The organism is Kitasatospora sp. CB01950 (genome assembly GCF_001905465.1).
Classification (GTDB): Bacteria; Actinomycetota; Actinomycetes; order Streptomycetales; family Streptomycetaceae; genus Kitasatospora.
This window is the reverse complement of sequence record NZ_LISX01000001.1, coordinates 981,177-1,004,847: the sequence shown is the minus strand read 5'-3', so window position 1 is coordinate 1,004,847 and position 23,671 is coordinate 981,177. Positions and strand designations below refer to the sequence as shown.

The 23,671-nt window shown below is 73.2% G+C and carries 21 protein-coding genes; 8 read left to right on the top strand and 13 right to left on the bottom strand.

The annotated features are described in order from the left end of the window. Positions 1-547: 547 nt before the first annotated feature. The gene (locus AMK19_RS04680) at positions 548-1,552 is read right to left on the bottom strand and encodes a stage II sporulation protein M (protein ID WP_073808215.1); all 1,005 of its coding nucleotides are present in this window, start codon (positions 1,550-1,552) and stop codon (positions 548-550) included. Positions 1,553-1,790: 238 nt separating this feature from the next. Here AMK19_RS04680 and AMK19_RS04675 point away from each other — a divergent pair, with 238 nt between their 5' ends. Further along, positions 1,791-2,798 (top strand): RDD family protein, encoded by a 1,008-nt coding sequence (locus AMK19_RS04675; protein WP_073808214.1) that lies wholly within the window; start codon positions 1,791-1,793, stop codon positions 2,796-2,798. A gap of 45 nt (positions 2,799-2,843) precedes the next feature. On the opposite strand, the gene AMK19_RS04670 is transcribed toward AMK19_RS04675, so the two are convergent. Beyond that, positions 2,844-3,458: a hypothetical protein gene (locus tag AMK19_RS04670; RefSeq protein ID WP_073808212.1), complete on the bottom strand. Its 615-nt coding sequence runs from the start codon at positions 3,456-3,458 to the stop codon at positions 2,844-2,846. Positions 3,459-3,672: 214 nt separating this feature from the next. Further along, the gene (locus tag AMK19_RS04665; protein WP_073808210.1) at positions 3,673-4,041 is read right to left on the bottom strand and encodes a hypothetical protein; all 369 of its coding nucleotides are present in this window, start codon (positions 4,039-4,041) and stop codon (positions 3,673-3,675) included. Between AMK19_RS04665 and AMK19_RS04660 the strand changes: the two genes are divergently transcribed. The 3 genes from AMK19_RS04660 to AMK19_RS04650 all read left to right on the top strand — a co-directional run bounded on the left by AMK19_RS04660 (position 4,025) and on the right by AMK19_RS04650 (position 6,445). Then, entirely contained in the window at positions 4,025-4,771 is a 747-nt protein-coding gene (locus tag AMK19_RS04660; RefSeq protein WP_073808209.1) for a hypothetical protein, read from the top strand. The genes AMK19_RS04665 and AMK19_RS04660 overlap by 17 nt on opposite strands. A 154-nt stretch (positions 4,772-4,925) precedes the next feature. Next, positions 4,926-5,438, top strand: a complete 513-nt coding sequence (locus tag AMK19_RS04655; protein WP_073808208.1) for a SigE family RNA polymerase sigma factor — start codon at positions 4,926-4,928, stop codon at positions 5,436-5,438. Next, entirely contained in the window at positions 5,435-6,445 is a 1,011-nt protein-coding gene (locus tag AMK19_RS04650; protein ID WP_073808206.1) for a hypothetical protein, read from the top strand. Before AMK19_RS04655 ends, AMK19_RS04650 begins: the two co-directional genes overlap by 4 nt. Before the next feature lie 69 nt (positions 6,446-6,514). Here AMK19_RS04650 and ahcY read toward each other — a convergent pair whose 3' ends face one another. From ahcY to AMK19_RS04620, 6 genes are all read right to left on the bottom strand, one after another. Beyond that, positions 6,515-7,963 carry an adenosylhomocysteinase gene (ahcY, locus tag AMK19_RS04645; protein ID WP_073808205.1) on the bottom strand — a complete coding sequence of 483 codons (1,449 nt, stop codon included), beginning with the start codon at positions 7,961-7,963 and terminating at the stop codon, positions 6,515-6,517. Positions 7,964-8,146: 183 nt separating this feature from the next. Next, a complete protein-coding gene (locus AMK19_RS04640) occupies positions 8,147-9,121 on the bottom strand; it encodes a cation diffusion facilitator family transporter (RefSeq protein ID WP_073808204.1) in 975 nt (324 codons plus the stop codon). 70 nt (positions 9,122-9,191) lie between these two features. Further along, positions 9,192-10,358: an SIS domain-containing protein gene (locus AMK19_RS04635; protein WP_073808202.1), complete on the bottom strand. Its 1,167-nt coding sequence runs from the start codon at positions 10,356-10,358 to the stop codon at positions 9,192-9,194. A 33-nt stretch (positions 10,359-10,391) separates the two neighbouring features. Beyond that, positions 10,392-10,574 (bottom strand): Trm112 family protein, encoded by a 183-nt coding sequence (locus AMK19_RS04630; protein ID WP_073808201.1) that lies wholly within the window; start codon positions 10,572-10,574, stop codon positions 10,392-10,394. Between the two features lie 125 nt (positions 10,575-10,699). Beyond that, on the bottom strand, positions 10,700-12,088 hold the full coding sequence (locus AMK19_RS04625) for a phosphomannomutase/phosphoglucomutase (protein ID WP_073808402.1): 1,389 nt from the start codon (positions 12,086-12,088) through the stop codon (positions 10,700-10,702). Positions 12,089-12,190: 102 nt separating this feature from the next. Continuing rightward, positions 12,191-12,637 carry a DUF3499 domain-containing protein gene (locus AMK19_RS04620; RefSeq protein ID WP_073808199.1) on the bottom strand — a complete coding sequence of 149 codons (447 nt, stop codon included), beginning with the start codon at positions 12,635-12,637 and terminating at the stop codon, positions 12,191-12,193. A 34-nt stretch (positions 12,638-12,671) separates the two neighbouring features. Here AMK19_RS04620 and AMK19_RS04615 point away from each other — a divergent pair, with 34 nt between their 5' ends. Beyond that, the gene (locus AMK19_RS04615) at positions 12,672-13,118 is read left to right on the top strand and encodes a metallopeptidase family protein (protein WP_073808198.1); all 447 of its coding nucleotides are present in this window, start codon (positions 12,672-12,674) and stop codon (positions 13,116-13,118) included. Positions 13,119-13,149: 31 nt separating this feature from the next. Here AMK19_RS04615 and AMK19_RS04610 read toward each other — a convergent pair whose 3' ends face one another. From AMK19_RS04610 to AMK19_RS04600, 3 genes are all read right to left on the bottom strand, one after another. Next, on the bottom strand, positions 13,150-14,847 hold the full coding sequence (locus AMK19_RS04610) for a DUF5719 family protein (protein WP_083646478.1): 1,698 nt from the start codon (positions 14,845-14,847) through the stop codon (positions 13,150-13,152). 6 nt (positions 14,848-14,853) lie between these two features. Beyond that, positions 14,854-18,714: a glycosyltransferase family 2 protein gene (locus AMK19_RS04605; protein WP_073808196.1), complete on the bottom strand. Its 3,861-nt coding sequence runs from the start codon at positions 18,712-18,714 to the stop codon at positions 14,854-14,856. A gap of 195 nt (positions 18,715-18,909) precedes the next feature. Further along, positions 18,910-19,182: a WhiB family transcriptional regulator gene (locus tag AMK19_RS04600; RefSeq protein WP_033255587.1), complete on the bottom strand. Its 273-nt coding sequence runs from the start codon at positions 19,180-19,182 to the stop codon at positions 18,910-18,912. A 627-nt stretch (positions 19,183-19,809) separates the two neighbouring features. Here AMK19_RS04600 and AMK19_RS04595 point away from each other — a divergent pair. Genes AMK19_RS04595 through AMK19_RS04585 form a run of 3 tightly spaced genes read left to right on the top strand, consistent with a single transcriptional unit; the run spans position 19,810 to position 22,694 of the window. Further along, positions 19,810-20,394: a cysteine dioxygenase gene (locus AMK19_RS04595; protein WP_241844215.1), complete on the top strand. Its 585-nt coding sequence runs from the start codon at positions 19,810-19,812 to the stop codon at positions 20,392-20,394. 21 nt (positions 20,395-20,415) lie between these two features. After that, a complete protein-coding gene (cofD, locus tag AMK19_RS04590) occupies positions 20,416-21,396 on the top strand; it encodes a 2-phospho-L-lactate transferase (RefSeq protein ID WP_073808195.1) in 981 nt (326 codons plus the stop codon). After that, positions 21,393-22,694, top strand: coding sequence for a coenzyme F420-0:L-glutamate ligase (locus tag AMK19_RS04585; protein ID WP_073808193.1), 1,302 nt, complete (start codon positions 21,393-21,395; stop codon positions 22,692-22,694). The genes cofD and AMK19_RS04585 overlap by 4 nt, the downstream gene beginning before the upstream one ends. 26 nt (positions 22,695-22,720) lie before the next feature. Here AMK19_RS04585 and AMK19_RS04580 read toward each other — a convergent pair whose 3' ends face one another. Then, complete coding sequence (locus tag AMK19_RS04580) at positions 22,721-23,635, bottom strand: DNA-3-methyladenine glycosylase family protein (protein ID WP_073808192.1); 915 nt, start codon at positions 23,633-23,635, stop codon at positions 22,721-22,723. Positions 23,636-23,671: the final 36 nt, after the last annotated feature.

Below are 23,671 nucleotides of genomic sequence, written 5' to 3'. Positions count from 1 at the left end.
CCGTGAATGCTTCCACGAAAGAGCGGCACAGCAACCACCGGAATAGGCGGTCCTGCGCACTGCGTCCTCGCTAGTGTTACTTCATAAAGGAATCTCCAACCGATCCAGAGGACCGGCCGGGGATGTCAACATATCTGGCGTTGACTTTTGGCACGCTGTTGAGTTCTCAAGGAACGGACGCTTCCTTCAGGCGGCCTTCCGACCGGCCCTCCGGGCGCTTCGTTCTTTCGTGTTTCCAGCTTATCAGAGGTTTTTCGCTCCGATTTTCGCTTCCCGCTGGAGTGGGAATTCCTTCGACTTCGCTTGCAGACCTTATCAAAGGTTTTGCGTTGCTCTGCTTCAGGGTTTTTCGCTTGACTCGGTTCTGCACCCTTTCGGGCACTCACCTTGTTCCGGCGACTTCGTAGACTCTACGCCGGACCGGACTGTATGTCCAATCGCCCAACCGTTCAAACCTACTGACCCGAAGAGATCAAGTCAATGGTCCCTCGGGGTGATCACCAGGTTACCAGGTTTGAAACGGCACCCGTGACCAGGCACGCCGTGCTCAGGCGGCCGTCGGCTGCAGGTCGGTGCGGTCGGCGGCCTCGACGTCGCCGAGCTCGCCGCGGGCGGCGGCGCGCTTGCCGAGGACGAGGGCGTAGACGAGGAACAGGGCTTCCACGGTGAGGCCGATGCCGACCCGCAACCAGGTGGGGAGGCCGGAGCCGCTGACGAAGCCTTCGATGATGCCGGTGACCAGAAGGACGGCGGTGAGGCCGATGACGGAGCCGATGACGGCGCGCCCTTCCTCGGCGAGGGCCGCGCCGCGGGTGCGGGGGCCGGGGTCGATGACGGTCCAGCCGAGGCGGAGGCTGAGGCCGGCGGCGACGAAGACGGCGGTGAGTTCGAGCAGGCCGTGCGGAAGGAGCAGGCCGAGGAAGAGCGGGAGGCGGCCGGCAGAGGCCATCAGTCCGAGGCCGACGGCGAGATTCAGCATGTTGCTGAACAGGATGAAGACGACCGGGACGCCGAGCAGCACCGCGCATATCAGGCAGTAGGCGGCGACCCAGGCGTTGTTGGTCCACACCTTGGCGGCGAAGTTCGCCGAGGGGTGGTCGGTGTAATAGGCCTCGTACTCGCCGCCGGGCTTGGTGAGGTCGTTCAGCTGGTCCGGCGGGACCAGGGCGTTGCGGACCTCCGGGTTGGTGCCGATCCACCAGGCGACCAGGGCACTGAGGAGGAAGAAGACCAGGCCGATGGTCAGCCACCAGCGGCGGGCGCGGTAGAGCGCGGCGGGGAAGCTGACGGTGAAGTAGCGGGTGGCGTCGCGCCAGGAGGAGCTGCGGGCGCCGGCGACGGCGTTGCGGCCGCGGACGACCAGGCTGGTGAGGCGCCCTTCCACACCGGGGTGCGGGGCGGCGGCCTGGACCTGGGCGAGGTGGCTGGTGGCGCGCTGGTAGAGGGTGATGAGCTCGTCGGACTCCTCGCCGGTGAGTCGACGGCGGCCGCAGAGCGTCTCCAACCGTTGCCATTCCGCCTGGTGGGCGGCGACGAAGACGTCCAGGTCCATTGCGGCTCTCTCCGGGTGCGCGGTGGGGCAGGACGGCGGGCACTGGTTGGTGTGCGGCCGGGGCTGTGCGGGGCTCAGCATGCCAGAGGCGGAGCGCGGTGTGTCGGGCGATGCCGGATGCGGTGCCCGGGGTTACCGGGCAGGGGTGCTCGGCCGTATGTTTGCCGCTGTTGATCGAGGGTTCGGGTGGCGCGGCGCGGGTCGTCGGGCGTGCCCGGGAGCGGAACGGGTGGGTGGCGTGAGCGAGCTGGTGACCGGTGAGGCGGTCGTCCTGGGGCTGCGGGCGGCGAGGCTGCCGTCGCGCGGCCTGGCCCGGTTGCTGGACGCGTTGGTCTACCTGACGGTGTACTTCATCGGCGGGTTCATGGTGGCCTTCGGGCTGTCGGCGATGGAGGGGGCCGCAGCGGACGCCATCGCGGTCGTGCTGATGGTGTTCTTCACGGTGCTGCTGCCGGTGATGGCGGAGACGCTGTCCAAGGGCCGCTCGGTCGGCAAGGTGGTGCTGGGCCTGCGGGTGGTGCGGACCGACGGCGGGCCGATCCGGTTCCGGCACGCCCTGGTGCGCGGCCTGGTGGGAGTCATCGACTTCGGTCTGCTGGCGATGCCGGCCGTGGTGGTGTCGCTGTTCTCGGCGCAGGGACGCCGGCTGGGCGACATCTTCGCGGGGACGCTGGTGATCCGTGAGCGGGTGCCGCAGAGCCACGGCGTGGTTCCGCCGGTGCCGCCGCACGTGATGCACATGCTGGGTGCCGACCTGGTGGCGCTGGACCTGTCCGCAGTGCCGGACGGCCTGTGGCTGTCGATACGCCAACTGCTGGGCCGCATGCACGAGTTGGATCAGCAGGTGGCGACCGGTCTGGCGGACCGGCTGGCCGCGGACCTGGCCGGACGGACCGGCTGGCCGGTGCCGCAGGGCCTGCCGCCGATGGTGTACCTGGGCGCGGTGACGATGGAGCGCCAGCGCCGCGAGTGGGAGAAGGCGGCCTCGACGTACGCTGCCGCGGCCTACGCGGCACCGACCTATGGGGCGCCGACCTACGGGGCTCCGGCGGCGTACCAGCCGGCGCCGCCGCAGACGGTTCCCGCGCCGGCCGCCGTGCCGCAGCAGCCGAACGGAAAGCCGATGCGGGTGCTCGGCGTCCCGGAGCAGGCGCAGCCCGCAGCACCCGCCACCCCGCCCGCCCCGCCCGCACAGGTGCCCGCGCAGGCTCCCGCCGACGGCGAAGGCTTCGCCCGCCCCGAGTGACCGCCCGGGCGAAAGCCTGCGTGACCGCCCGAGCGAAAGCCCGTGTCAGCGCCGGGCGTTGGGCGGACTGTCGAGCTCTTCGAGGTCGATGCCGGGGGCGGAGAGCAGCACGTCCCCGGTGAGGTGGACGTCGCGGAGCTCGCCGGTTTCGAGGTCGGTGACCCGGTAGTGCTCGACGGGCAGCGGCCCGCTGTCGGTGGGGTGATCCTCGACGGTGAGCAGTTGCCAGCTCTGGTCGAGGGTGCGGGGGGCGAGGGCCTGGCCGGTGAAGGAGACCAGGCGGATCCGGGTGCTGCCGCCGGGTTCGAGGTCGAGCAGCCGCGCGGTGGCGATCAGGAACGCGGGCGAGTCGCCGGTGAAGGCGTGCGCCCGGTCCGTCCCTTCGGTGGCTTCGGCGGCGGGGTCGGTGGCGGCCCGGACCCAGTGCACGCCGTCGAGTGCGCCGCCGCGCACCTGCCAGCCGCCGCTGCGGAGTTCGACCCGGATCGGGCGGTGGCGGGCGTCGAGGGTGAGGTCGGTGGTGCCGAGGACGGTGCCGTCGGGCCGGTAGCTCTTGGCGACGTAGCGCCAGCCGGCGGGGCCGGGGGCGCATTGGAAGCGTTCCTCTCCGAGCGGGGTTCCGTCGTGCGGGTCGTGGAGGGAGTAGCGGCCGTTCGGCATGGGGGAAAGCCTACGTGCGGACCTCGCCGGGGGCGGACGGTATCGGTCGCCGCCCGACGTCGGAGCGGAGATCGTTTCGGTACTACCATCTGACAGCCGCGCAGGTCGCGGCCGGGTTGAAGTGTTCCAGCCGCACCGGAGTTCGCAGGCGTCGGCGGAGTCGGGCGCTCGGGAGAGCGCCGTCAGGTGGGGGGGTCGGAGACATGGCCGGGGATCAGGTGCATGGCGAGGGACGGTCCGCGCCGACGGCAGGGCCGAAGCCGGTGGCGGAGCCGGTGGGGTCGCCGCTGCTGGCGTGGGGCGCGCGGCGGTTGGCGGTGATCGCGGTGAGCGGGCTGGTGGCGGTGGTGGCGACGTCGCTGGGGCTGCGGGGCGGCTCGCACGACAGTCCGATCGTCGGCACGCCCGGGTTCTCGCCGAGTCTGCCCTGGTCGACGGCGCAGCCGGGGCAGTTGCCGCCCGGGCCGCTGAAGACGGTGGCGCCGGTGGACGGCCGGACGGTGTTGACCGCGCCGGCGAAGTTCGGGTGGCTGCCCGAGACGGTGCGGTCCGTGGAGTACCGGTCGATGCCGGACGGGGTCACGGTACGGGCGCAGACGGACTCGGGGGACGGGTCCGCGATGTTCGACCTGGCGGTGTTCCCGGCCGGGGTGGCCCCGGAGCAGCCGCGTCTCCCGTCGGACGAGCCGGTGGTGCGGCGGGACGCCCCGCAGGTGAACGGGCAGGACGCGTACTGGTTGTCCGTGGACGGCACCGGGCCGCGGGCCGCGGTGGACAGGCTGCGTTTCCGGGACGCGGACGGTCGTTGGATGGAGGTCAAGGCCACCGGTCTGAAGGGCGCGGACCGTCAGCAGCTGCCGCTGCAGATGGCGGCGGGTGTGGTGCCGGGCGCGTTCCGGGTGCCGTTGCCGGTGTCGATGTCCGCCCTGCCGCCGGAGACGGAGGTGGCCGGGGTGACTCTGCTGCGGCCGGTGTCCGGCGGGTCGGGGTCCGGCGGATCGGGGTCCGGCGGGTGGTCGGCCTCGCTGTCCTTCCGGAACAAGGCCTACGGGTTCGCGACGGTCGAGGTGGGTCCGGGCGAGCGGGGGTCCGACCCGAACGGTTCGGCGCCGAGGAGCTCGAACGACGGGCTGGCCACGGTGACCACCTCGCAGAAGTGCGCGTCCGGGAACGGGCTGCACTGGTGCGTGCGGCTGATCAAGGTGTCGAGCGGTGACGCCGCCGCCGCGGATCCGGCGGACTGGCTGTCGCTGGTGGTGCCGCACGGCATGGACGAGAGCGGCTGGACCACGGACGTGTTGCCGCAGTCGTGAACGCAACGGCACCCGGTATCCCCGCAGCAGGGGGTGCCGGGCGCCGTCGTACGGTCGTTCGCCATCCGCCGTGCAACCTTCGTGGGGGCGGGCCGCATCAGGGGGTCGGCGGCGCGGTCGTGCCGTCGTTCCAGTGGGAGGAGGGGCGCCGGAGATGGCGGAGCTGGCGCGGGACGAGGAGTTCACCGCGTTCGTGACCTCCAGGGCGGTCTGGCTGCGGAGGGTCGCGTACCTGTTGTGCGCGGACTGGCATCGTGCGGACGACCTGGTGCAGGAGTCGATCACCAAGCTGTATCTGCACTGGGGCCGGGTGAGCCGGGCGGAGAACCCGGACGGGTATGCCCGGGCGGTGCTGGTGAACGCGTTCCTCGCGGAGCAGCGCACCGCATGGTGGCGGCGGACCAGGCCGACCGCGCGGCCGCCGGAGCAGTCGCCGCCGCCGGAGGCGGATCTGGCGGTCTCGCTGGATCTGCGGGAGGCGTTGGCCGCGCTGCCGCCGCGGCAGCGGGCGACCGTGGTGCTGCGCTACTACTGCGACCTGTCGGTCGAGCAGACGGCGGCGGCGATGGGGTGTTCCAACGGCAATGTGAAGAGCCAGAGTTCGCGGGCGCTGGACGCGTTGCGGCGGTCGGCGCTGCTTCGCCCGGCGGGGAGGTCGGAGGCATGAGCGGGGACGGGGAAGAGCTGTCCGTGCGGATGGCGCGGGTCGTGGCGGAGCAGGAGGCTTCGGCGCCGCCGTCGCGGGTGGATCCGGCGCTGGCGGTGCTGCGGGGCCGTCGGCTGCGGCGCAGGCGGACGTGGACGGTGGCGGCGGTGGCCGCGGCGGTGCTGGCGGCCGGGTCGGTGACGGTGCTGACCGGGTACGGGCGCGACGACGGGATCACCACCGCGGCGCCGACGCCGAACCTGTCGGGGCGGCCCGCGCCGGTGAGCGGCCGGACGGTGCTGACGGTACCGGCCCGGTTCGGCTGGCTGCCGGACACGGTGACGGCGGTGGAGTACCGGTCGAGTTCGACCGGGGTGGAGGTGGTGGGCACCGGGAGCGGCCCGACGTTCTCCCTGACGGCGTTCCCGGTGGGGGTGACGCCGCTGGTGGATCCGCTGCTGGGCCCGGGGAACGGGGTGCGGAAGGACGCGCCGCCGGTGCACGGGCGGGAGGCGTACTGGCTCACGTCGACCGATCCGGGGTTCGCGCGGTCGTTCAACCAGCTGCGGTTCCAGGGGGTGGACGGGCGCTGGTACCAGGTGGACAGCACGGGGCTGTCGGACGCGGACCGGGAGCAGGTGCCGCTGCGGATCGCCGAGGGGGTGCAGGTGGGGGCGTACTCGCCGGCGATGCCGGTCGCGTTGTCGTCGATGCCGCCGGAGGCGGTGGTCACCCGGGCGGTGCTGTACCGCACGGTGGGCGGCGCGGACCTGTGGACGGCCGAGGTGGGCTTCCAGGAGCACGGCAACCTGGAGATCACGGTGTCGGCGGCCCCGGACGGCGCCGGTGAGGCCGGGCGGCAGGCGGCGCCGCCGGATGCGGTCTGCGCGTCCGAGAACGGGGTGCGCCGGTGCGTGTCCGAGGTGCGCAGGCAGGGCGCCGGGCCGAGTGATCCGGTGGACTGGCTGGCCCGGGTGGTGACGCGCGGCACGGACGACCGCAACTGGTCGGTGGCCGTGCTGCCGTAGCGGCCCCGAACGCGCCGGTGCCCGGCACCCCCGTGAACGGGAGTACCGGGCACCGGCGTTGACGGCCTGTCAGTAGCGGTACTGCTCCGCCTTGTACGGGCCCTCGACCGGGACGCCGATGTAGTCGGCCTGCTCCTGGGAGAGGGTGGTGAGCTTGACGCCGAGGGCGTCGAGGTGGAGGCGGGCGACCTTCTCGTCCAGGTGCTTCGGCAGAACGTAGACGCCGACCGGGTACTGCTCGGTCTTGGCGTACAGCTCGATCTGCGCGATGGTCTGGTTCGCGAAGGAGTTGGACATCACGAACGACGGGTGGCCGGTCGCGTTGCCCAGGTTCAGCAGGCGGCCCTCGGAGAGGACGATGATGGTCCTGCCGTCCTCCTTGCGCCACTCGTGGACCTGCGGCTTGACCTCGGTCTTCACCACGCCGGGGAGCTGGGCGAGGCCGGCCATGTCGATCTCGTTGTCGAAGTGGCCGATGTTGCCGACGATGGCCTGGTGCTTCATCCGGGCCATGTGGGAGGCCATGATGATGTCCTTGTTGCCGGTCGTGGTGACGAAGATGTCGGCGATCTCGACGACCTCGTCCAGCGTGGTGACCTGGTAGCCGTCCATGGCGGCCTGCAGGGCGCAGATCGGGTCGATCTCGGTGACGATGACGCGCGCGCCCTGGCCGCGCAGCGACTCGGCGCAGCCCTTGCCGACGTCGCCGTAGCCGCAGACGACGGCGACCTTGCCGCCGATCAGGACGTCGGTGGCGCGGTTGATGCCGTCGATGAGCGAGTGGCGGCAGCCGTACTTGTTGTCGAACTTCGACTTGGTGACCGAGTCGTTGACGTTGATGGCCGGGAACAGCAGCTTGCCGTCGCGGTGCATCTCGTACAGGCGGTGGACGCCGGTGGTGGTCTCCTCGGTGACGCCCTTGATGGTGGCGGCGACCTCGGTCCACTTCTGCGGGGTCTCGACCAGGGTGCGGTTGAGCAGCTCCAGGATGATCCGGAACTCGTCGTTGTCGGCGGTGTCGGGGGACGGCGCGGCGCCGGCCTTCTCGAACTCGACGCCCTTGTGGATCAGGAGGGTGGCGTCACCGCCGTCGTCCAGGATCATGTTGGGGGTCTGGCCGTTCGGCCAGGTCAGCGCCTGCTCGGTGCACCACCAGTACTCCTCCAGGGTCTCGCCCTTCCAGGCGAAGACCGGGACGCCCTGCGGGTCCTCGGGGGTGCCGTTCGGGCCGACCGCGATGGCGGCGGCGGCGTGGTCCTGGGTGGAGAAGATGTTGCAGGAGCACCAGCGGACCTCGGCGCCCAGGGCGGTCAGGGTCTCGATCAGCACGGCGGTCTGCACGGTCATGTGCAGCGAGCCGGTGATGCGGGCGCCGGCCAGCGGCTGGGAGGCGGCGTACTCGGCGCGGATCGACATCAGGCCGGGCATCTCGTGCTCGGCGAGCTGGATCTCCTTGCGACCGAACGGAGCCAGGGAGAGGTCGGCGACCTTGTAGTCGCCGGCGGGCTGGTTGGACATGCGAACTCCTCGCTGCATGGGCCTGGTTACGGGTGTGCTGAGCGGCAGAGGGTCGGTGTCGGCCCTCCGCTGCGGCACAATCCGTCGGAGGACCTCTCTCCCTCGACCGGAGCGGGCTCCGATCGACCGCCATCAGCAGCGACGTTTGGCACTGCGGACGAATCTACACCGCCCGGGCGGCGGTCAGTGGGCGTTCGGGCCCGGTCCGCCCGGGGTCGCGTCGGCGTCCGGCCCGGCCAGCGCCTTCTCCTCGGAGTAGATGTCGGGCTCCAGGTAGATCGCGCGGGCGATCGGCACGGCCTTGCGGACCCGGACCTCGGCCCGGTCGATCGCCTCGGCGACCACGGCGGCGCTGTCCTCGGCGTTGACCCCGATCTTCGCGGCGACCAGCAGTTCCTCGGGGCCGACGTGCAGGGTGCGCATGTGGATCACGCCGGTGACGGTGTCGTGGTCGACCAGCGCCTCGCGGATCTTCGCCACCACCTCGGCGTCCGCGGACTCGCCGATCAGCAGCGACTTGGTCTCCAGGGCCAGCACCAGCGCGATGGCCACCAGCAGCAGGCCGATGCACAGGGTGCCGACGCCGTCCCAGACCGCGTCGCCGGTGGCGACGGTCAGGCCGACGCCGAGCAGCGCCAGCAGCAGGCCGACCAGCGCGCCGCTGTCCTCCAGCAGCACCACGGGCAGCTCGGGGGCCTTGGCGCGGCGGATGTAGGACGCCCAGCCGTGCTTGCCCTTGGCCTTGGACGCCTCGCGGAACGCGGTGCGGAAGGACCAGCCCTCCAGCAGGATGGCGAACAGCAGCACGCCGACCGGCCAGTACCAGTTCTCCAGCTCGTGCGGGTGGCTGATCTTCTCGTAGCCCTCGTAGATGGCGAACATGCCGCCGAGGCTGAACAGCACGATGGAGACCAGGAACCCGTAAACGTACCGCTCGCGGCCGTACCCGAACGGGTGCTCCTCGGTGGCGGCCCGCTGCGAGCGCTTGCCGCCGACCAGCAGCAGCACCTGGTTGCCCGAGTCGGCCAGCGAGTGCACGCCCTCGGCGAGCATCGAGGACGAGCCGGAGAACGCGAACGCCACGAACTTGCTGACCGCGATGCCGAGGTTCGCGGACAGTGCCGCCACCAGAGCCTTGGTGCCGCCTTCGGTACTCAACCCGGTACTTCCCTCCGCAGCGGGCCCTGACTTTGCCGGGCCTTGGTTGACGAAAGGGGACGATACCGTGTCAGTTCCGGGTGGCCAGGCCCAGGTACACGGCGGCGAAGTCGGTCAGGCCGATCAGTTCGGCCAGCGCCTGCAGGGGGTCCTCCAGGCTGGAGGCGTGCTCGGTGATCCGCACCTCGTGGGCGGCGGCGAGGCGGCGGGCCCGGGCCACCGGCCAGGCCGCTGCCTCCAGTTCGGCGACGCCCGGGGTGTGGCGGAGCATCAGCACCTGGAGCTGCAGCGGCACCGGCTCGTCGACCCGGTCGCGGAAGAAGTCGTCGGGGTCGGCGCCGGCGCCCAGCCGGCCGTTGAACATGCCGCGGTGCGCGGTCAGCGCCTGCGGGAGGCGGGCGGTCAGCGCGGGCAGGCCGGCCCGGTCTGCGAGCGCGGCGGCGAACCGCTCCCCCACGGCCGCGGCCGCGGCGCCGTCGGACCACAGCAGCGGGACGGTCTCGGCGAGTTGCCCGGCCAGCGTCTTGGCCGGGTTGTCGTACGCCTGGGCGTCGGGGCGGCAGCGCACCGCCACCTCGTCGAGGCGGTCGGCGGCGGCCTCCAGCGAGCCGGGGGCAAGCGGGGCCACGCCGACCCGGTCGGCCAGCGTGAGCAGCGGGGCGAGCACCGCCCACAGCGCGGCCGGGTCCTCGGCGGGCAGGTCGGGTTCGGCGTCGGCGCCGTCGGGCTCCACCGCGCTCGGCTCGAACGGCAGCGGCAGGCCGCGGACCTGGAGGGCCGCCTCGGCGAGCTCCGAGCCGTCGGGGGCGATCACCGCGATCGCGCAGCCGCGGGTGTAGGCCTGCTCGGCGAGGTTGATCATCCCGCCTTCGCGGCCGCCCGCGCTGGCCAGCACCACGAGGTCCAACGGGCCCGCCCAGCCGGGCAGTTGCCAGGTCTCTCCGTCGGTGAACGCGGGCCCGGCGGGACGTGCGTCGGACGGCGGCAGCGGCCACACCTGGCAGTTGGGCACCGCCAGCGCGGCCAGCACGGCCGCCGCGGTCAGCACCCCGCCGTGTCCGGCAACCAGCACGGCGCGCGGACGACCCTCCGGGTTCAGGGAGTTGACGCCGGCCGCGTCGGCGCGGCGCAGCGCGACCCGGATCCGGGCGCCCGCCCCGGCCAGCGCCAGCAGTTCACGTCGGCGGTCGGCGCGCTGCAGGGCGGCCGGGTCGTCCAGCAGGGAGTCGTCGAACATGGCGGCTGGCCTCCAGCGACTGACGGGGCAGGGTCAGGACGGGCGGCGGGCCTCGTCCACCAGCAGGACCGGGATGCCGTCGCGCACCGGGTAGACCAGGCCGCAGCCCTCACCGGTGCAGCGCAGCTCGTGGGTCTCGTCCTGGATCTCCTCGGCGAGGGGCGCGCGGCACTCCGGGCAGACCAGGATCTCCAGCAGGAAGGACGGCAGGCTCATGGTGGTCGGGCTCCGGATCTGTGGGCTGCGGCGGTACGGACGGCCGGTGACACAGCAGTACCCCGGCCGGTGGCAACCCTACCGGCCGGGGCACGGGAAAAGTCAGCGGCTGGCTGACCGGGCGGTCAGGCCCGGACGATGGCCAGGACGCCGTCGCGCAGCTCCGCCATCTTCGCCGGGTCCTTGGCCTCGGCGTTCAGGCGCAGCAGCGGCTCGGTGTTGGAGGCGCGCAGGTTGAACCACCAGTCCGGGCCGGCCACGGTGAGGCCGTCCAGCTCGTCGACGGTGACGCCCTCCTGGCCGGCGTAGGCGGCGCGGACCAGCTCGGTGGCGGCGGCCTGGTCGGCGACGGTGGAGTTGATCTCGCCGGAGGCGGCGTAGCGGTTGTACTTCTCGGTCAGCGCCGACAGCGGCTGCTGCTGCTCGCCGAGGGCGGCCAGCACGTGCAGGGCGGCCAGCATGCCGGTGTCGGCGCGCCAGAAGTCGCGGAAGTAGTAGTGCGCGGAGTGCTCGCCGCCGAAGACGGCGTCGGTGACGGCCATCTCCTGCTTGATGAAGGAGTGGCCGACCCGGGTGCGGACCGGGACGCCGCCGAGGTCGCGGACCACCTCGGGGACGGTCCAGGAGGTGATCAGGTTGTGGATGATGGTCGGCTGCGCCTCGCCGGCGGCCTGGGCGCGGGCGATCTCGCGCTCGGCGACCAGGGCGGTGATCGCGGACGGGGAGACCGGGTCGCCGTTCTCGTCGATCACGAAGCAGCGGTCGGCGTCGCCGTCGAAGGCCAGGCCGATGTCGGCGCCGACCTCGCGGACCTTGGCCTGCAGGTCGACCAGGTTGGCCGGGTCCAGCGGGTTGGCCTCGTGGTTGGGGAAGGTGCCGTCCAGCTCGAAGTACATCGGGACGACGTCCAGCGGCAGGCCGGCGAAGACGGTGGGCACGGTGTGGCCGCCCATGCCGTTGCCCGCGTCGACGACGACCTTCAGCGGGCGGATCTCCGCCAGGTCGACCAGCTTGCGCAGGTGCGCGGCGTAGCCGTCCAGGGTCTCCTTGGCGGACAGCGAGCCGGTGACGGCGTCGGAGGCGGGGACGTGCACCGTGCCGTTCTCGTCCAGCCAGGACTCGACCAGCTCGCGGATGTCGGACAGGCCGGTGTCCTGGCCGACCGGGGCGGCGCCGGCCCGGCACAGCTTGATGCCGTTGTACTGGGCGGGGTTGTGCGAGGCGGTGAACATCGCGCCGGGCAGGTCCAGGCTGCCGCTGGCGAAGTACAGCTGGTCGGTGGAGCACAGGCCGATCTCGACCACGTCGGCGCCGCGGGAGGCGGCGCCCTCGGCGAACGCGCGGGACAGCGAGGGCGAGGACGGGCGCATGTCGTGGCCGACGACGATCGCGTTGCCGCCGACCACCTCGACGAAGGCCGCACCGAAGGCGTACGCCAGCGACTCGTCCCACTGGTCCGGCACCACGCCCCGGACGTCGTACGCCTTCACAAGCTGCTTGAGGTCCCGCACCAGAATGCTCCCGTGTGTGTGCTGCGATGTGCTGCGCGCGCATACCGGACGCACCGTCCGAAGCCGCTGAGGGGCAGCGTACCCGGCCCGGGGAACGGGCCGGTGTCAGCTGTCCGGGGAGCGCAGGACCCGCAGGTGGCCGCGGCGGCCGCCCTCGCCGTCCGGCGGGGGGCTCTGGCGCGGCGGGCGGGCGGCCTCGCGCACCGCGTTGGCCAGCGCCTCCAGGTCGTCGCTGCTGCGCCGCAGCGGGTTGGTCTCGGCGGCCAGCCGGACCACCTCCCAGCCGCGCGGGGCGGTGAGGCGCTCGGCGTGCTCGGCGCACAGGTCGTAGCAGTGCGGTTCGGCGTACGTCGCGAGCGGGCCGAGCACCGCGGTGGAGTCCGCGTAGACGTACGTCAGTGTCGCCACGGCCGGACGGCCGCACGCGGTCCGCGAACAACGACGTACAGAGCTCACGAGGGTGGACGGTACCGCAAGTGGGACCGGGCCGCGAAGACCCGCCCCCGGCGCGCGTGTCCCCGCGCCGTCACGCGGCGTGCTCGGGTGGTCCACTTCCGGGCATCCAGGGACTACGCTCGACCCTGCTATGGAGAGCTCGACACCTTCGTCCCCGCCCGGTCCCGGTCGCCGCAGGCACCGCGACCGGCACGGCCGCGGCCTGCGCGGGCCGCTGGCCCCGCCGCAGGTGCCCATCTCGCTGACCAGGTCGGAGCTCTTCGACGACTACGTCCGGGAGTCGATGGAGCGGCTGATGCGGCGCTGGCCGCAGCTGGAGGACGTGGAGTTCGCCGTCCTGGAGGTCCCGCTCCCCGTCAAGGGTGAGCCGGAGCCGGACGGCGTGCCGCTCGGCCGGGTGATTCCCGGCGCGAAGGGGCGGCGCAGCCGAATCCTGGTCTACCGGCGGCCGGTGGAGATCCGCGCCAAGTCGAAGGAGGACCGGGCCGCGCTGGTCCACGAGATCCTGATCGAGCAGGTCGCGGAGCTGCTGGGGCTGTCGCCGGACGCGATCGACCCGCGCTACGGCGAGGAGTAGGCCGGGGGCCCGGGGGCCCCCGGCCGGTGCGTCACTTGAGCACGACTCCGGGGTCGCCGGCGACGTGCGGCACCTGGACGGTGGCGTGGTCGTCGCGCAGCTGCTGGGTGGTGAAGGTGGGGACGTCCTTGACGCCGATGGAGAGTTGGCGGGCGGCCAGTACCGGGCCTCCGGAGAGGGTCTCCACGGTGATCGCGTAGGGCCCGTTCACCCCGGCCGGATCGAGGCCGTCCACGCTGACGGTGGTGCCCGCCGCGACGGACACCTCCTTGGTCGCGGGGGTGCCGCCGCTCGCACCGGCCGAGGAGGTGACCCGGACCTTGGCGTCCGTGTCGGTGGCGGTGAGCATCAGGGCGGTCTGTCCGCCGCGGTTGTCGGCGATCGAGGCCCGGGGTCCGACGGGTGCGCCGCCGGCCAGCCAGGCGGACTCGGTCTTGCCCTTGTTCTCCCGGTCGACCCGCAGCCCGGCGACCACGGGGGCGGCGTGCGCGGGGTCGGACGGGGTGAGCCGGATCGCGCTGGCGCCGTCCCGGGTGTCGGCGGTGAACTGGAAGTCCAGGGTGGCGGTCATCCCGGCCTTGACGTGGATGGACTCCTTGCCGGCGGGCGTGAACCAGCCGTTCTTGCCGGACAGTTGGACCTTCAGGTCGGCGTCGTCCGGGGAGTCGGTGGCCACCACCAGGTGGGCGGTGGTGACGTCGGAGGGGATGCCCGGGATGGTGACGGTCGGGGCCGGGTCGACGGACGGCTCCAGCCAGTCCGCGCCCTTGCTGCCGTCGCGGGCGTGCAGGCCGACGCCGACCCGGCCGCTGCGGGCGACCACGTGCACGGCGAGGTCGGCGACCTGGCCCTTGCTGTACCCGTTGAGCGCGTACGACTGCGAGGTGCCGGGGGCGAGCGCGATGCCGGTGGCGAGATCGTTGTCGATCAGGCCCTTGTCGCCGTACAGCCGCAGGTCGACCACGGCGGGCAGGCTGTCGGCGTTGACCAGGGTGACGTAGTCGCTGCGGTCGTTGACGGTGCTGGCGCCGGCGAACCAGAAGCTGGTGCCGGAGGGCGCGCAGCGGACGCCGGACAGCGAGGCGATGCCCTCGGTGCTGGTGGTCTGGGTGACGGTGAAGCCGGGGGCGAGGTTGCCGGTGGCGATCGCGAAGGCGCCGCCCGCGTCGCTGTTGTTGGCCGCGGGCCCGGTGGCCGGGGCTCCGGGCTTGGCGAGCGTGATCCGGGTGTCCAGCACCGGCGAGCCGCCCTTGGCGGCGCTGCCCGAGGGCTGGCCCGACGCCTGCCCCGAGGGCTGGCCGGAGGGCTGACCGGACGCCTGCCCGGACGGCTGTCCCGAGGGCTGCCCGGACGGTTCGCCGGAGGGCCCGGCGGGGGGCCGGACGGGGTTCTGCGCGGCCAGCACGTTGTCGGGCGTGACGTCGGCGAGCAGGCCGGTGCCCGCGCCGCCGGTGCCGCCCTCGGGGCTGAACAGCGTCAGGTTGGTCGTGCCGACGGCGCCCTGCAGCGGCATCGGGCAGACCAGCGAGGTGCGCTCCACCTGGGTGGTGGTGCGCCGGCCGTCCGCGCCGGCCGTCGGGGAGGCGGGGGCGCGCAGTTCGGCGATGCCGAACACCAGGCCGAGCACGGCGGCTCCGGCCAGCAGCGACTGGCCGGTGCGGCTGCCGCCCTTGACCGCGCTCAGTCCGGGGGCCTTCAGCTTGGGGGCCTTCAGGGTGGGCTTCTTCATCTCGGGTCAGCTCCCCGTTCCGGGCTGCTGCGGGTGGCCGCCGTAGGGGTCGTTGGGGTCGTAGTAGGTGGTGGGCTGCTGCTGTTCGGGCAGCCAGGCCTGCTGCTGGGCGTCCTGCTGCCCGTCCTGCTGCTGCGGGTAGCCGGCGTCGGCCGCGTACGGGTCGGTCCAGCCCTGGGCGGGCGGGGCGTCGTAGCCGTAGCCGGGCTGCTGCTGCGGCTGCCCGTACTGGTCGTACGTCTCGGGCTGGTAGGGCGCGCCGACCGGCTGCTGCTGGGTGTAGTCGTAGCCGTAGCCGTCGGACTGGTAGCCCTGCTGCTGGTACGGGTTCGTCTGGTAGGGGTCGGCCTGGTACGGGTCGGCGAACGGCTCGGGCTCGGCCCGGTAGGCCTCGGCGGGCTCGGGTTCGCCGGCCGACTGCGCCGGGACTCCGGTGGCGTAGACGCCGGGTTCGGCGCCCTGGTCCTCGCCCTCGCCGCGTTCGGCGAGTCGGCGGGCCCGGCGGCTGCCGGGGGCGGGGGCCTGGGCCTGCGCGGCGGCGGCCAGCGCCTGGGCGGCGACGACCTCCTCGGGCAGGTCGTCGTCGTTGTGGTTGCGGCGGCCGGGCAGTGCGAGCACCAGCACGACCACGCCGAGCGCGAGCTGCGCCCAGACCCAGCCGGTGTGCAGCAGGCCGTCGCTGCGGGTGACCTCCAGTCGGCCGCCCTCGGGCGGCAGTTGGAAGCCCTGCGCCCAGCCGTCCAGGGTGACGGCGGTGAGCGGCTTGCCGTCCAGGGTGGCTTCCCAGGCCGGGTCGGCCTGTTCGGCGAGCCGCAGCTGGCGGCCGGCCGGGCCGGCCGGGATCTTGCTCCAGATGTCGTGGTCGCCGGCCGGGACGATCACCGGGACGGTGCCGGGGCTGACGATCTGGGCGCGGCTGCCGGGGACGGCGGAGACCTGCCAGAGGCCGACGCCGTGGTCGAGGCTGAGCCGGATCACGCCCGGGGTGGTGTCGAGGACGTCCCGGACCTTGCCGAGCACCGGGTCCTTGGCCTGGATGTAGCTGACGCCGTAGCCGGCCAGCGTGCGGGCCAGGTCGCCGCCGGAGCCGGCCAGCAGCTTGGCGGTGATCTGCCCGAGCTGCTGGTCGGCGGCCGCGTCCACGGTGCCCTCGGCCTGGCCGGTGGTCAGGCCGGCGCCGCGGACCAGCGCGTAGCGGATGGCGGTGCCGTCGGCGTCGCCGCTGATCGTCAGGGTGCGGGAGCGGTCGGTGGTGTCACCGGCCTCCGCGATGAACGCCGGGACCTGCGCGGCGGTGTCGCGCCGCAGCGGGCCGTCGGCGCCGACGATCGCCCACCAGGCGGCGGTGCCGACCGGCGCCAGCACGGCGAAGGCCAGCACCAGCGCGGCGACCGGCTGACGCCAGCCGAACGCGATGCCGGAGACGCGGGCGTTGGCGCCGTCCGCGCCGATCGCGGCGGCGGCCAGCAGCGCGACGCCGGCCAGCAGGGTGGCCGGGCCGGCCCAGGCGGCGGTGTCGGGTCCGCCGGAGGCGGGGGTGACGACGGTGCCGGCCACGGCGACCGAGAAGAGCAGTCCGGCGGCGGCCGCGCCCCAGGCGGCGAGCACCGCGCGGCGGCGGTCGGCGCGCAGCAGCGCGGCGAGCGCGGACAGCACCACGCCGGCCGACAGCCACACCGGCGGGACGCCGGCGCCGCCGGGGTTGACCAGCACCAGGCCGAGCGGGTCGGCGGCCGGGCCGCTGAAGCCGGGCACGCCGGCCTCCAGCAGCAGCCGGGACGGGTGCGTGAGGACCTCGATCGACCAGGGGGCGAGCACCAGCACGGGCACGCCGAGGATCACCGCGACACGCAGGCCGAGCAGCCGCACCGCCTGCATGCCGGAGCCGAACGCGCCGCCGCGGAGCACCGCGTGGACCAGCGCGGCCGCGCAGAGCGGCACCGCTATGGCCCAGATCAGCGGGACGAAGGCGGTGCTGACGGTGAGCATCAGCACGGTCATCCAGGCGGAGCGCCAGCCGGGGCGGGCGCCCTTGGCGGCGGTCTCCTTCCGGATGCCGAGACCGGCGGTGATCGCGGCGGCGCGGGCCAGCGGGGGCAGCAGCACGGCGAGCACCGCAGTGCCGATCCGGCCCTGGGCGAGCGCGCCGGTGGCGGCGGGCAGCAGCGCGTAGCTGGCGCTGGCCCAGGCGCGGACCAGCTTGGAGGCGATCAGCGGCCGGGAGACCAGGTAGGCGCCGACCGCGGACAGCGGCACGGAGAGCACCACGAGCAGGGTGATCGCCAGGTCGGCGTGGCCGAACAGCGCCCAGGAGAGGATGGCCAGCACGCCGAGGTAGGGCGGGGCGGTGGCGGTGGAGCCGGTGCCGACGGGGTGCCAGGAGTCGGCGAACATGTTCCACAGGCCGGCCGCGCCGTCGCCGGCGGGCAGCAGCGCGCCGCCCTGCAGGTAGCCGGAGCCGATCAGGTTGCGGCAGGCGACGAGCGAGAACAGCAGCAGGGCGGCGAACAGCACCGGGGCGGGCCGCCGCACCAACTTCTTGAGCAGCGCGAACTGTTCGACCACCAGGTCGTCCGTGTCGTCCTCGCCGGGGCCGGACTCGACGGAGCCGTGCCGGCCGGCGCCCGCGTCGTCGGCGCCGCCGATGCCGAGCGAGCCGACCACGTTCTCCACGGCGAGCCGGACGGTCGCGCCGGGGGCGGGGAACAGGGTGCGGTCGTCCAGCGAGTCGACCGAGCGGGTCTTGCGGCGGCGCGCGCGGGCGGCCATCAGCCGTGGCAGGCGCAGCAGTTCGTGGCCGAGGCCGGCGATCTCGTCGTAGGCCTGCCGGGGGTCCTTGCCGACCAGGTTGACGATCACCCGCAGCAGGGTGCCGATGATCAGCCGGAGCAGGACGTAGGGGAACAGCGCGCCCTTGGAGTTGGCGAGCAGGGTGTAGACGGCGCCGGACTTGTCGACCCGGTGCGGGTGGGCGGGGCCGCAGTCGATGGCGCGGCGTTCGCGGCTGACGGCCTCGGCATGCCGGAGCACGGCGTCGGGGGCGACCACGACCCGGTGGCCGGCGGCGTTGACCCGCCAGCAGAAGTCGGTGTCGTCGCGCATCAGCGGCAACGCCCGGTCGAATCCGCCGAGTTCCTCGAAGACGTCGCGGCGGACCAGCATGCCGGCGGTGGAGACGGCGAGCACCGGGCGGACCTGGTCGTGCTGGCCCTGGTCCTGTTCGCGGCGGTCGAGGCCGGTCCAACGGCGGCCGGAGCGGGCGATGGTGACGCCGACCTCCAGCAGCTGCCTGCGGTCGTACCAGGAACGGAGCTTGGGGCCGACCACGGCGGCGGTCGGGGTGGAGTCGGCGACCTGGAGCAGGCGGCGCAGGGCGTCGGTCTGCGGTTCGCAGTCGTCGTGCAGCAGCCAGAGCCACTCGACCGGCTTGGTCTCGCGCGGTCCGCCGCGGCCGAGGTCGTGCTCGGCGCCGAGCGGGTCGCCGAAGTCGTCCCAGCCGCCGGTGACCGGGTCGTAGCCGGACGGGTCGAGGCTGTAGGAGAGGTCTTCGGGGCGCAGCGGCGGGCTGTTGAAGACGGCTTCGCCGACGGCGCGGCCGAAGCCGACCCGGCGGCCGAGGATCTGCGGGCCGCTGTCGGGGAGCCAGTCGCCGAGGGTGTCGGCGAGCAGCTGCGGGGAGTTGTCGGTGGAGCCGGTGTCGACGGCGAGGATGCGCTGCACCTGCCGGTCCTGGCCGAGCAGCCCGGCGAGCGCCTGGGGCAGCCAGCGGGCGCCGTCGTGCGACACGATCACCGCGGTGACCAGGTGACGCGGGTAGGCGGGTGGCCTGGCAGCGGAGAAGCCGCTCTGGTGGCTGTAGACAGTCATCGGGTGCGCGGACCACCGGTTCGGGTTTGACGGCAGATGACGCACCACACTAACGGCTCCGGGTGGTCGGGTTGTCCCGGGTGGTGTGAAGAGAGCGTGCAGCGGGTATCGGCGCTGCCGGCCCGGGTGTTGCGGGAAATGCCAAAGCGCCCCACCGGTTGGTGAGGCGCCGACACGGGTGAGGTCTGCAGGGAGTCAGACCGCGCTCTTCTTCAGACGGCGGCGTTCGCGCTCGGAGAGGCCGCCCCAGATGCCGAACCGCTCGTCGTTGGCGAGGGCGTACTCCAGGCATTCGGCGCGGACCTCGCACGCCAGGCAGACCTTCTTGGCCTCCCGGGTGGATCCGCCCTTTTCGGGGAAGAACGACTCGGGGTCCGTCTGGGCGCACAACGCGCGCTCCTGCCAGCCGAGTTCCTCTTCTTCTTCCTCGATGCCCTCACCGATCAACAGCTCAAAGAGCTCGCTCATTCTGGCGCGCCTCCTCTGCCCCTCTTGGCGTCCCCGTGGTGTTGCCGTTGCCGGTGCGGCGGAACGACACGAGAGAAATTACAGTTGCGTCACTCTGGCCCAGTCAAGCCGAGCTCTGGTATTGGGCCAAGGATTCACTCCCCGGAACCAAGCCACTACGAATAGTGTACATATCCGGACAACCCGGACATCGCGCATGGTTCCTGATCTGCCGTCAGCCCACCCGATCGCGTCCGGCCGCACGGGTCCGAGGCGATCTCACGCCGTGCCTTCCCCGTGATCTTCCCATCCAAACCTGATTGGGCGTTTATCACCCCATCCGGTGGTTCCACGGCGATGTGACCCGAATGTCCGACCTGGCTCCTTGACACTGGAGGGTCGGTTGCGGTCTGCTTTTCCCTATGTCCGAGTCCCTGGCCCTCTTCGCCGACCAGCGCCGCCGCGCGCTCCTCGGTGCTGCCGCGGACTCCTCGTGTTGTTGCCGCTGTCTCCGCTGTATCTAGGCGCACGCGTCCCACCGCGCGCCGCCCCCGGAACAGAGGCCGACCGCGCGGACAGTCCCCCCTGAACGCTCTCGCGGATCCGGCTGATCCCTGCTCGCAGCCGAATACCCGAGGACGTCATACCGTGCGAATGCCCCGCTTCCGCAAGCGCAACCGCGACCGCAAGCGCCCGCCCCTCTCCGTCACCGCCCCGCGCTGGACGGACGGCCTGAGCGACGTGTCCATCGCGGGCGACCCGACGGCCTTCCCGCACCTGGCCCGCACCGACCTGCCCGCGCACCCCACCACCGTCGCCGGCTACGCCCGGCTGGTCCGGGAGATCGCCGCCGACCGCGCCCGCTGGGAGCCGCTGGTCCGCTACGACGCGCTGACCCGCTGGTACGCCCGGCTGGAGACCGGCCCCGGCTACGAGGTGTGGCTGCTCAGCTGGCTGCCCGGCCAGTCCAGCGGCTTCCACGACCACGGCCCCTCCACCGGCGTGATGACCGTCCTTCAGGGCGAGCTCACCGAACGCGCGTTGACGGCCGGCGGCGAGGGTTCGCGCACCCTGGCCTCGGGCGGGCTGCGGGTGTTCGCCACCGGCCACCTGCACGAGATGGTCAACGCCGCACTGGAGCCCGCGGTCTCCGTCCACCTGTACACGCCCGGCCTGGTCGAGATGAACCAGTACCCGACCGCCGCCCGGGAGCAGCGTCACCGGGTGCACTGACCCGCTGGCAGGATGTTGGTCATGCGAATCACTGCACTGGCGGGCGGGATCGGCGGGGCCAGGTTCCTGCGCGGCCTGAAGGCGGCGGTCTCGCCGTCGGACGAGATCACCGTGATCGGGAACACCGGCGACGACATCCATCTGTACGGGCTGAAGGTCTGCCCCGACCTGGACACCGTGATGTACACCCTCGGCGGCGGCATCAACGAGGAACAGGGCTGGGGGCGCCGCGAGGAGACCTGGTCGATCAAGGAAGAAATGAAGGCCTACGGCGTCGGCCCCGAGTGGTTCGGGCTCGGCGACCGGGACTTCGCCACCCACATCGTCCGCACTCAAATGCTCGCCGCGGGCTACCCGCTGTCCGCCGTCACCGAGGCGCTGTGCGACCGGTGGAAGCCGGGCGTGCGACTGCTGCCGATGAGCGACGACCGGATCGAGACGCACGTCCGGATCAGCGACGCGGACGGGCCGCGGGTGGTGCACTTCCAGGAGTACTGGGTGCGGCTGCACGCCGCCGTCGACGCCGAGGCGATCGTTCCGGTCGGCGCGGACACCGCGAAGCCCGCGCCCGGTGTGCTGGAGGCCATCGCCGACGCCGACCTGGTGCTGCTGCCGCCGTCCAACCCGATCGTGTCGATCGGCACCGTCCTCGCCGTCCCGGGCATCCGGGAGGCGGTGGCCGGCGCGAGCGCCCCCGTGGTGGGCCTCTCCCCCATCGTCGGCGGCGCGCCGGTGCGCGGCATGGCCGACAAGGTGCTCGCCGCCGTCGGCGTGGAGACCTCGGCCGCGGCCGTCGCCAAGCACTACGGTTCGCGCGGCAACGGCGGGCTGCTGGACGGCTGGCTGGTGGACAGCACGGACGCCGGCGCGGTCGCCGAGGTGGAGGCCGCCGGGATCGCCTGCCGGGCCGTGCCGCTGATGATGACCGACGTCGACGCCACCGCCGCGATGGCCCGCGCCGCCCTGGAGCTGGCCGCCGAGGTTGCCGAGGCCGCCAAGTGACCGCCGACGAGCTGCGGGTGCTGCCCGTCACCGGGCTGCCGGAGGTCCGCGAGGGCGACGACCTCGCCGAACTGATCCACAAGGCGGGCGAGTTCGCGGACGGCGACATCGTGGTGATCACCTCCAAGGTGGTCTCCAAGGCCGAGGGCCGGCTGCTGCACGCGAACGACCGGGAAGCCGCGATCGACGCCGAGACCGTCCGGCTGGTCGCCCGGCGCGGGCCGATCCGGATCGTCGAGAACCCCAACGGCCTGGTGATGGCCGCCGCCGGTGTCGACGCGTCCAACACCGCCGCCGGCACGATCCTGCTGCTGCCGGTCGACCCGGACGAGTCGGCCCGCCGCATCCGCGCCCGGCTCCAGCAGCTCACCGGCCGCCGGCTCGCCGTCCTCGTCACCGACACCTTCGGGCGGCCCTGGCGCAACGGCCTCACCGACGTCGCCATCGGGGCGGCCGGGATTCCCGCGATGGACGACCACCGCGGGCGGACCGACAGCCACGGCAACGAGCTGTTCTTCACGATCACCGCCACCGTCGACGAACTCGCCGCGGCGGCCGACCTGGTGAAGGGCAAGACCAGCGGCACGCCGGTGGCCGTCGTGCGCGGCCTGTCGCACCTCGTCACCGCGGAGGACGGGGACGGGGCCCGGCCGATCGTCCGACCCTCGGTGGACGACATGTTCCGGTTGGGGACGTCGGAGGCCGTCCGGGAGGCCGTCACGCTGCGGCGCACCGTCCGGGCGTTCACCTCCGAGCCGGTAGACGGCGGCGCGGTCCGGCGTGCCGTGGCGGCTGCCCTCACCGCGCCCGCGCCGCACCACACCACTCCCTGGCGGTTCGTGCTGCTCGAATCGGCGGAGAGCCGGGAGCGGCTGCTGGACGCGATGCTCGGCGCGTGGGAACGGGATCTGCGGGAGCTCGACGGCTGGTCCGAGGAGCGCATCGCGCGGCGCACGGCCCGGGGTCAAGTGCTGCGGGACGCACCGTACTTGGTGGTTCCCTGCCTGGTGACGGACGGCGCCCACAGCTACCCGGACGCGCGGCGGGCGGGGGCGGAGCGGGAGATGTTCACGGTCGCGATGGGGGCCGCGGTGCAGAACCTGCTGGTCACCCTCAACGGCGAGGGGTACGGGTCGGCATGGGTGTCGTCCACGATGTTCTGCCGGGAGACCGTCCGGGACGTCCTGGACCTGCCGGCGGAGTGGGACCCCATGGGCGCCATTGCGGTGGGGCGGCCGGCGGAGGCCCCGAAGGAGCGTCGGCCTCGGGAGGCGGACGACTTCCTGCGGGTCAGGTAGGGCGCTGTCGGGGGCGGCGGGCCCGACTACCGCCCCCGGTGGTCGTTCGGGGTCAGGCGCGGGCCGTACTTCGGGGGGCGGGCTCCGGTGAGGGGGAGGATGCGGCAGAGGCGGTAGCGGTGGGGGCGGTAGGGCTCCAGGAGGGTGAGCATCCGGGCGTCGTCGCTGCGGGGGCGGCCGGCCAGGGCCCAGCCGACGATGTCGGGGAGGTGGAAGTCGCCGACGGAGACGGCGTCCGCGTCGCCGTTGCTGCGTTGCAGGGTCTCGGCGGCGGTCCAGAGGCCGATGCCGGGGACGGCGGTGAGGCGGGCGAAGGCGTCGGCGGAGGGCATCGCGGAAGCGGCTTCGAGCTTCGCGGCGAGGCGGACGGCGCGTTGGACGGTGGCGGAGCGCTTGGGGTCGACGCCGGCGCGGTGCCAGGCCCAGCTGGGGACGAGGGACCAGTCGCGGGCGGAGGGGGCGACCCGCATGCCGAGGTCGGCGGCGGGGCCGGGGGCGGGGGCGCCGTGGTCGCGGAGCAGGGTGCGCCAGGCGCGGTAGGCCTCGCCGGTGGTGACCTTCTGTTCCAGGATCGCCGGGACGAGGGATTCCAGGACAAGGCCGGTGCGGGTCAACCGGAGTCCGGGGCAGGCGCATTGGGCGTCGCGGAGCGGGCCGGGCGGGAGGACGAGTCCGGCGGGATCGTCCTCGGCGCCGAGCAGGGCGGGGAGTTGCTGGAGCAGCCAGTCCGCGCCGGGGCCCCACGCGGTGGCGGTGATCTCGTCGTGGTGGGGGCGGATGCGCAGGGTGCCGGGGCCGTCGGGGGTGCGGGAGGCGCGCCAGACGGTGCCGTCGGGATCGCGGCGGAAGGCGGGGTCGCCGGTGCCGCGTTGCAGCGGGTAGAGGGTGCGGCCGAGGTCGAGGGGGTACCCGGGCCGCCACTGTCGGGTCCGGTCCGGCATCGGGGTTCCTCGGGGTGTGCGGGTGGCGGGGGCGTC

Coding starts and splice junctions, on each gene's coding strand:
- AMK19_RS04655 (WP_073808208.1), top strand. CDS start 4,926: ATGGCGGAGCTGGCGCGGGACGAGGAGTTCACCGCGTTCGTGACCTCC.
- AMK19_RS04600 (WP_033255587.1), bottom strand. CDS start 19,182: ATGAGCGAGCTCTTTGAGCTGTTGATCGGTGAGGGCATCGAGGAAGAA.
- AMK19_RS04660 (WP_073808209.1), top strand. CDS start 4,025: ATGCCGGACGGGGTCACGGTACGGGCGCAGACGGACTCGGGGGACGGG.
- AMK19_RS04615 (WP_073808198.1), top strand. CDS start 12,672: ATGGAGAGCTCGACACCTTCGTCCCCGCCCGGTCCCGGTCGCCGCAGG.
- AMK19_RS04605 (WP_073808196.1), bottom strand. CDS start 18,714: ATGACTGTCTACAGCCACCAGAGCGGCTTCTCCGCTGCCAGGCCACCC.
- AMK19_RS04680 (WP_073808215.1), bottom strand. CDS start 1,552: ATGGACCTGGACGTCTTCGTCGCCGCCCACCAGGCGGAATGGCAACGG.
- AMK19_RS04635 (WP_073808202.1), bottom strand. CDS start 10,358: ATGTTCGACGACTCCCTGCTGGACGACCCGGCCGCCCTGCAGCGCGCC.
- AMK19_RS04630 (WP_073808201.1), bottom strand. CDS start 10,574: ATGAGCCTGCCGTCCTTCCTGCTGGAGATCCTGGTCTGCCCGGAGTGC.
- cofD (WP_073808195.1), top strand. CDS start 20,416: ATGCGAATCACTGCACTGGCGGGCGGGATCGGCGGGGCCAGGTTCCTG.
- AMK19_RS04610 (WP_083646478.1), bottom strand. CDS start 14,847: ATGAAGAAGCCCACCCTGAAGGCCCCCAAGCTGAAGGCCCCCGGACTG.
- AMK19_RS04580 (WP_073808192.1), bottom strand. CDS start 23,635: ATGCCGGACCGGACCCGACAGTGGCGGCCCGGGTACCCCCTCGACCTC.
- AMK19_RS04670 (WP_073808212.1), bottom strand. CDS start 3,458: ATGCCGAACGGCCGCTACTCCCTCCACGACCCGCACGACGGAACCCCG.
- AMK19_RS04650 (WP_073808206.1), top strand. CDS start 5,435: ATGAGCGGGGACGGGGAAGAGCTGTCCGTGCGGATGGCGCGGGTCGTG.
- ahcY (WP_073808205.1), bottom strand. CDS start 7,963: ATGTCCAACCAGCCCGCCGGCGACTACAAGGTCGCCGACCTCTCCCTG.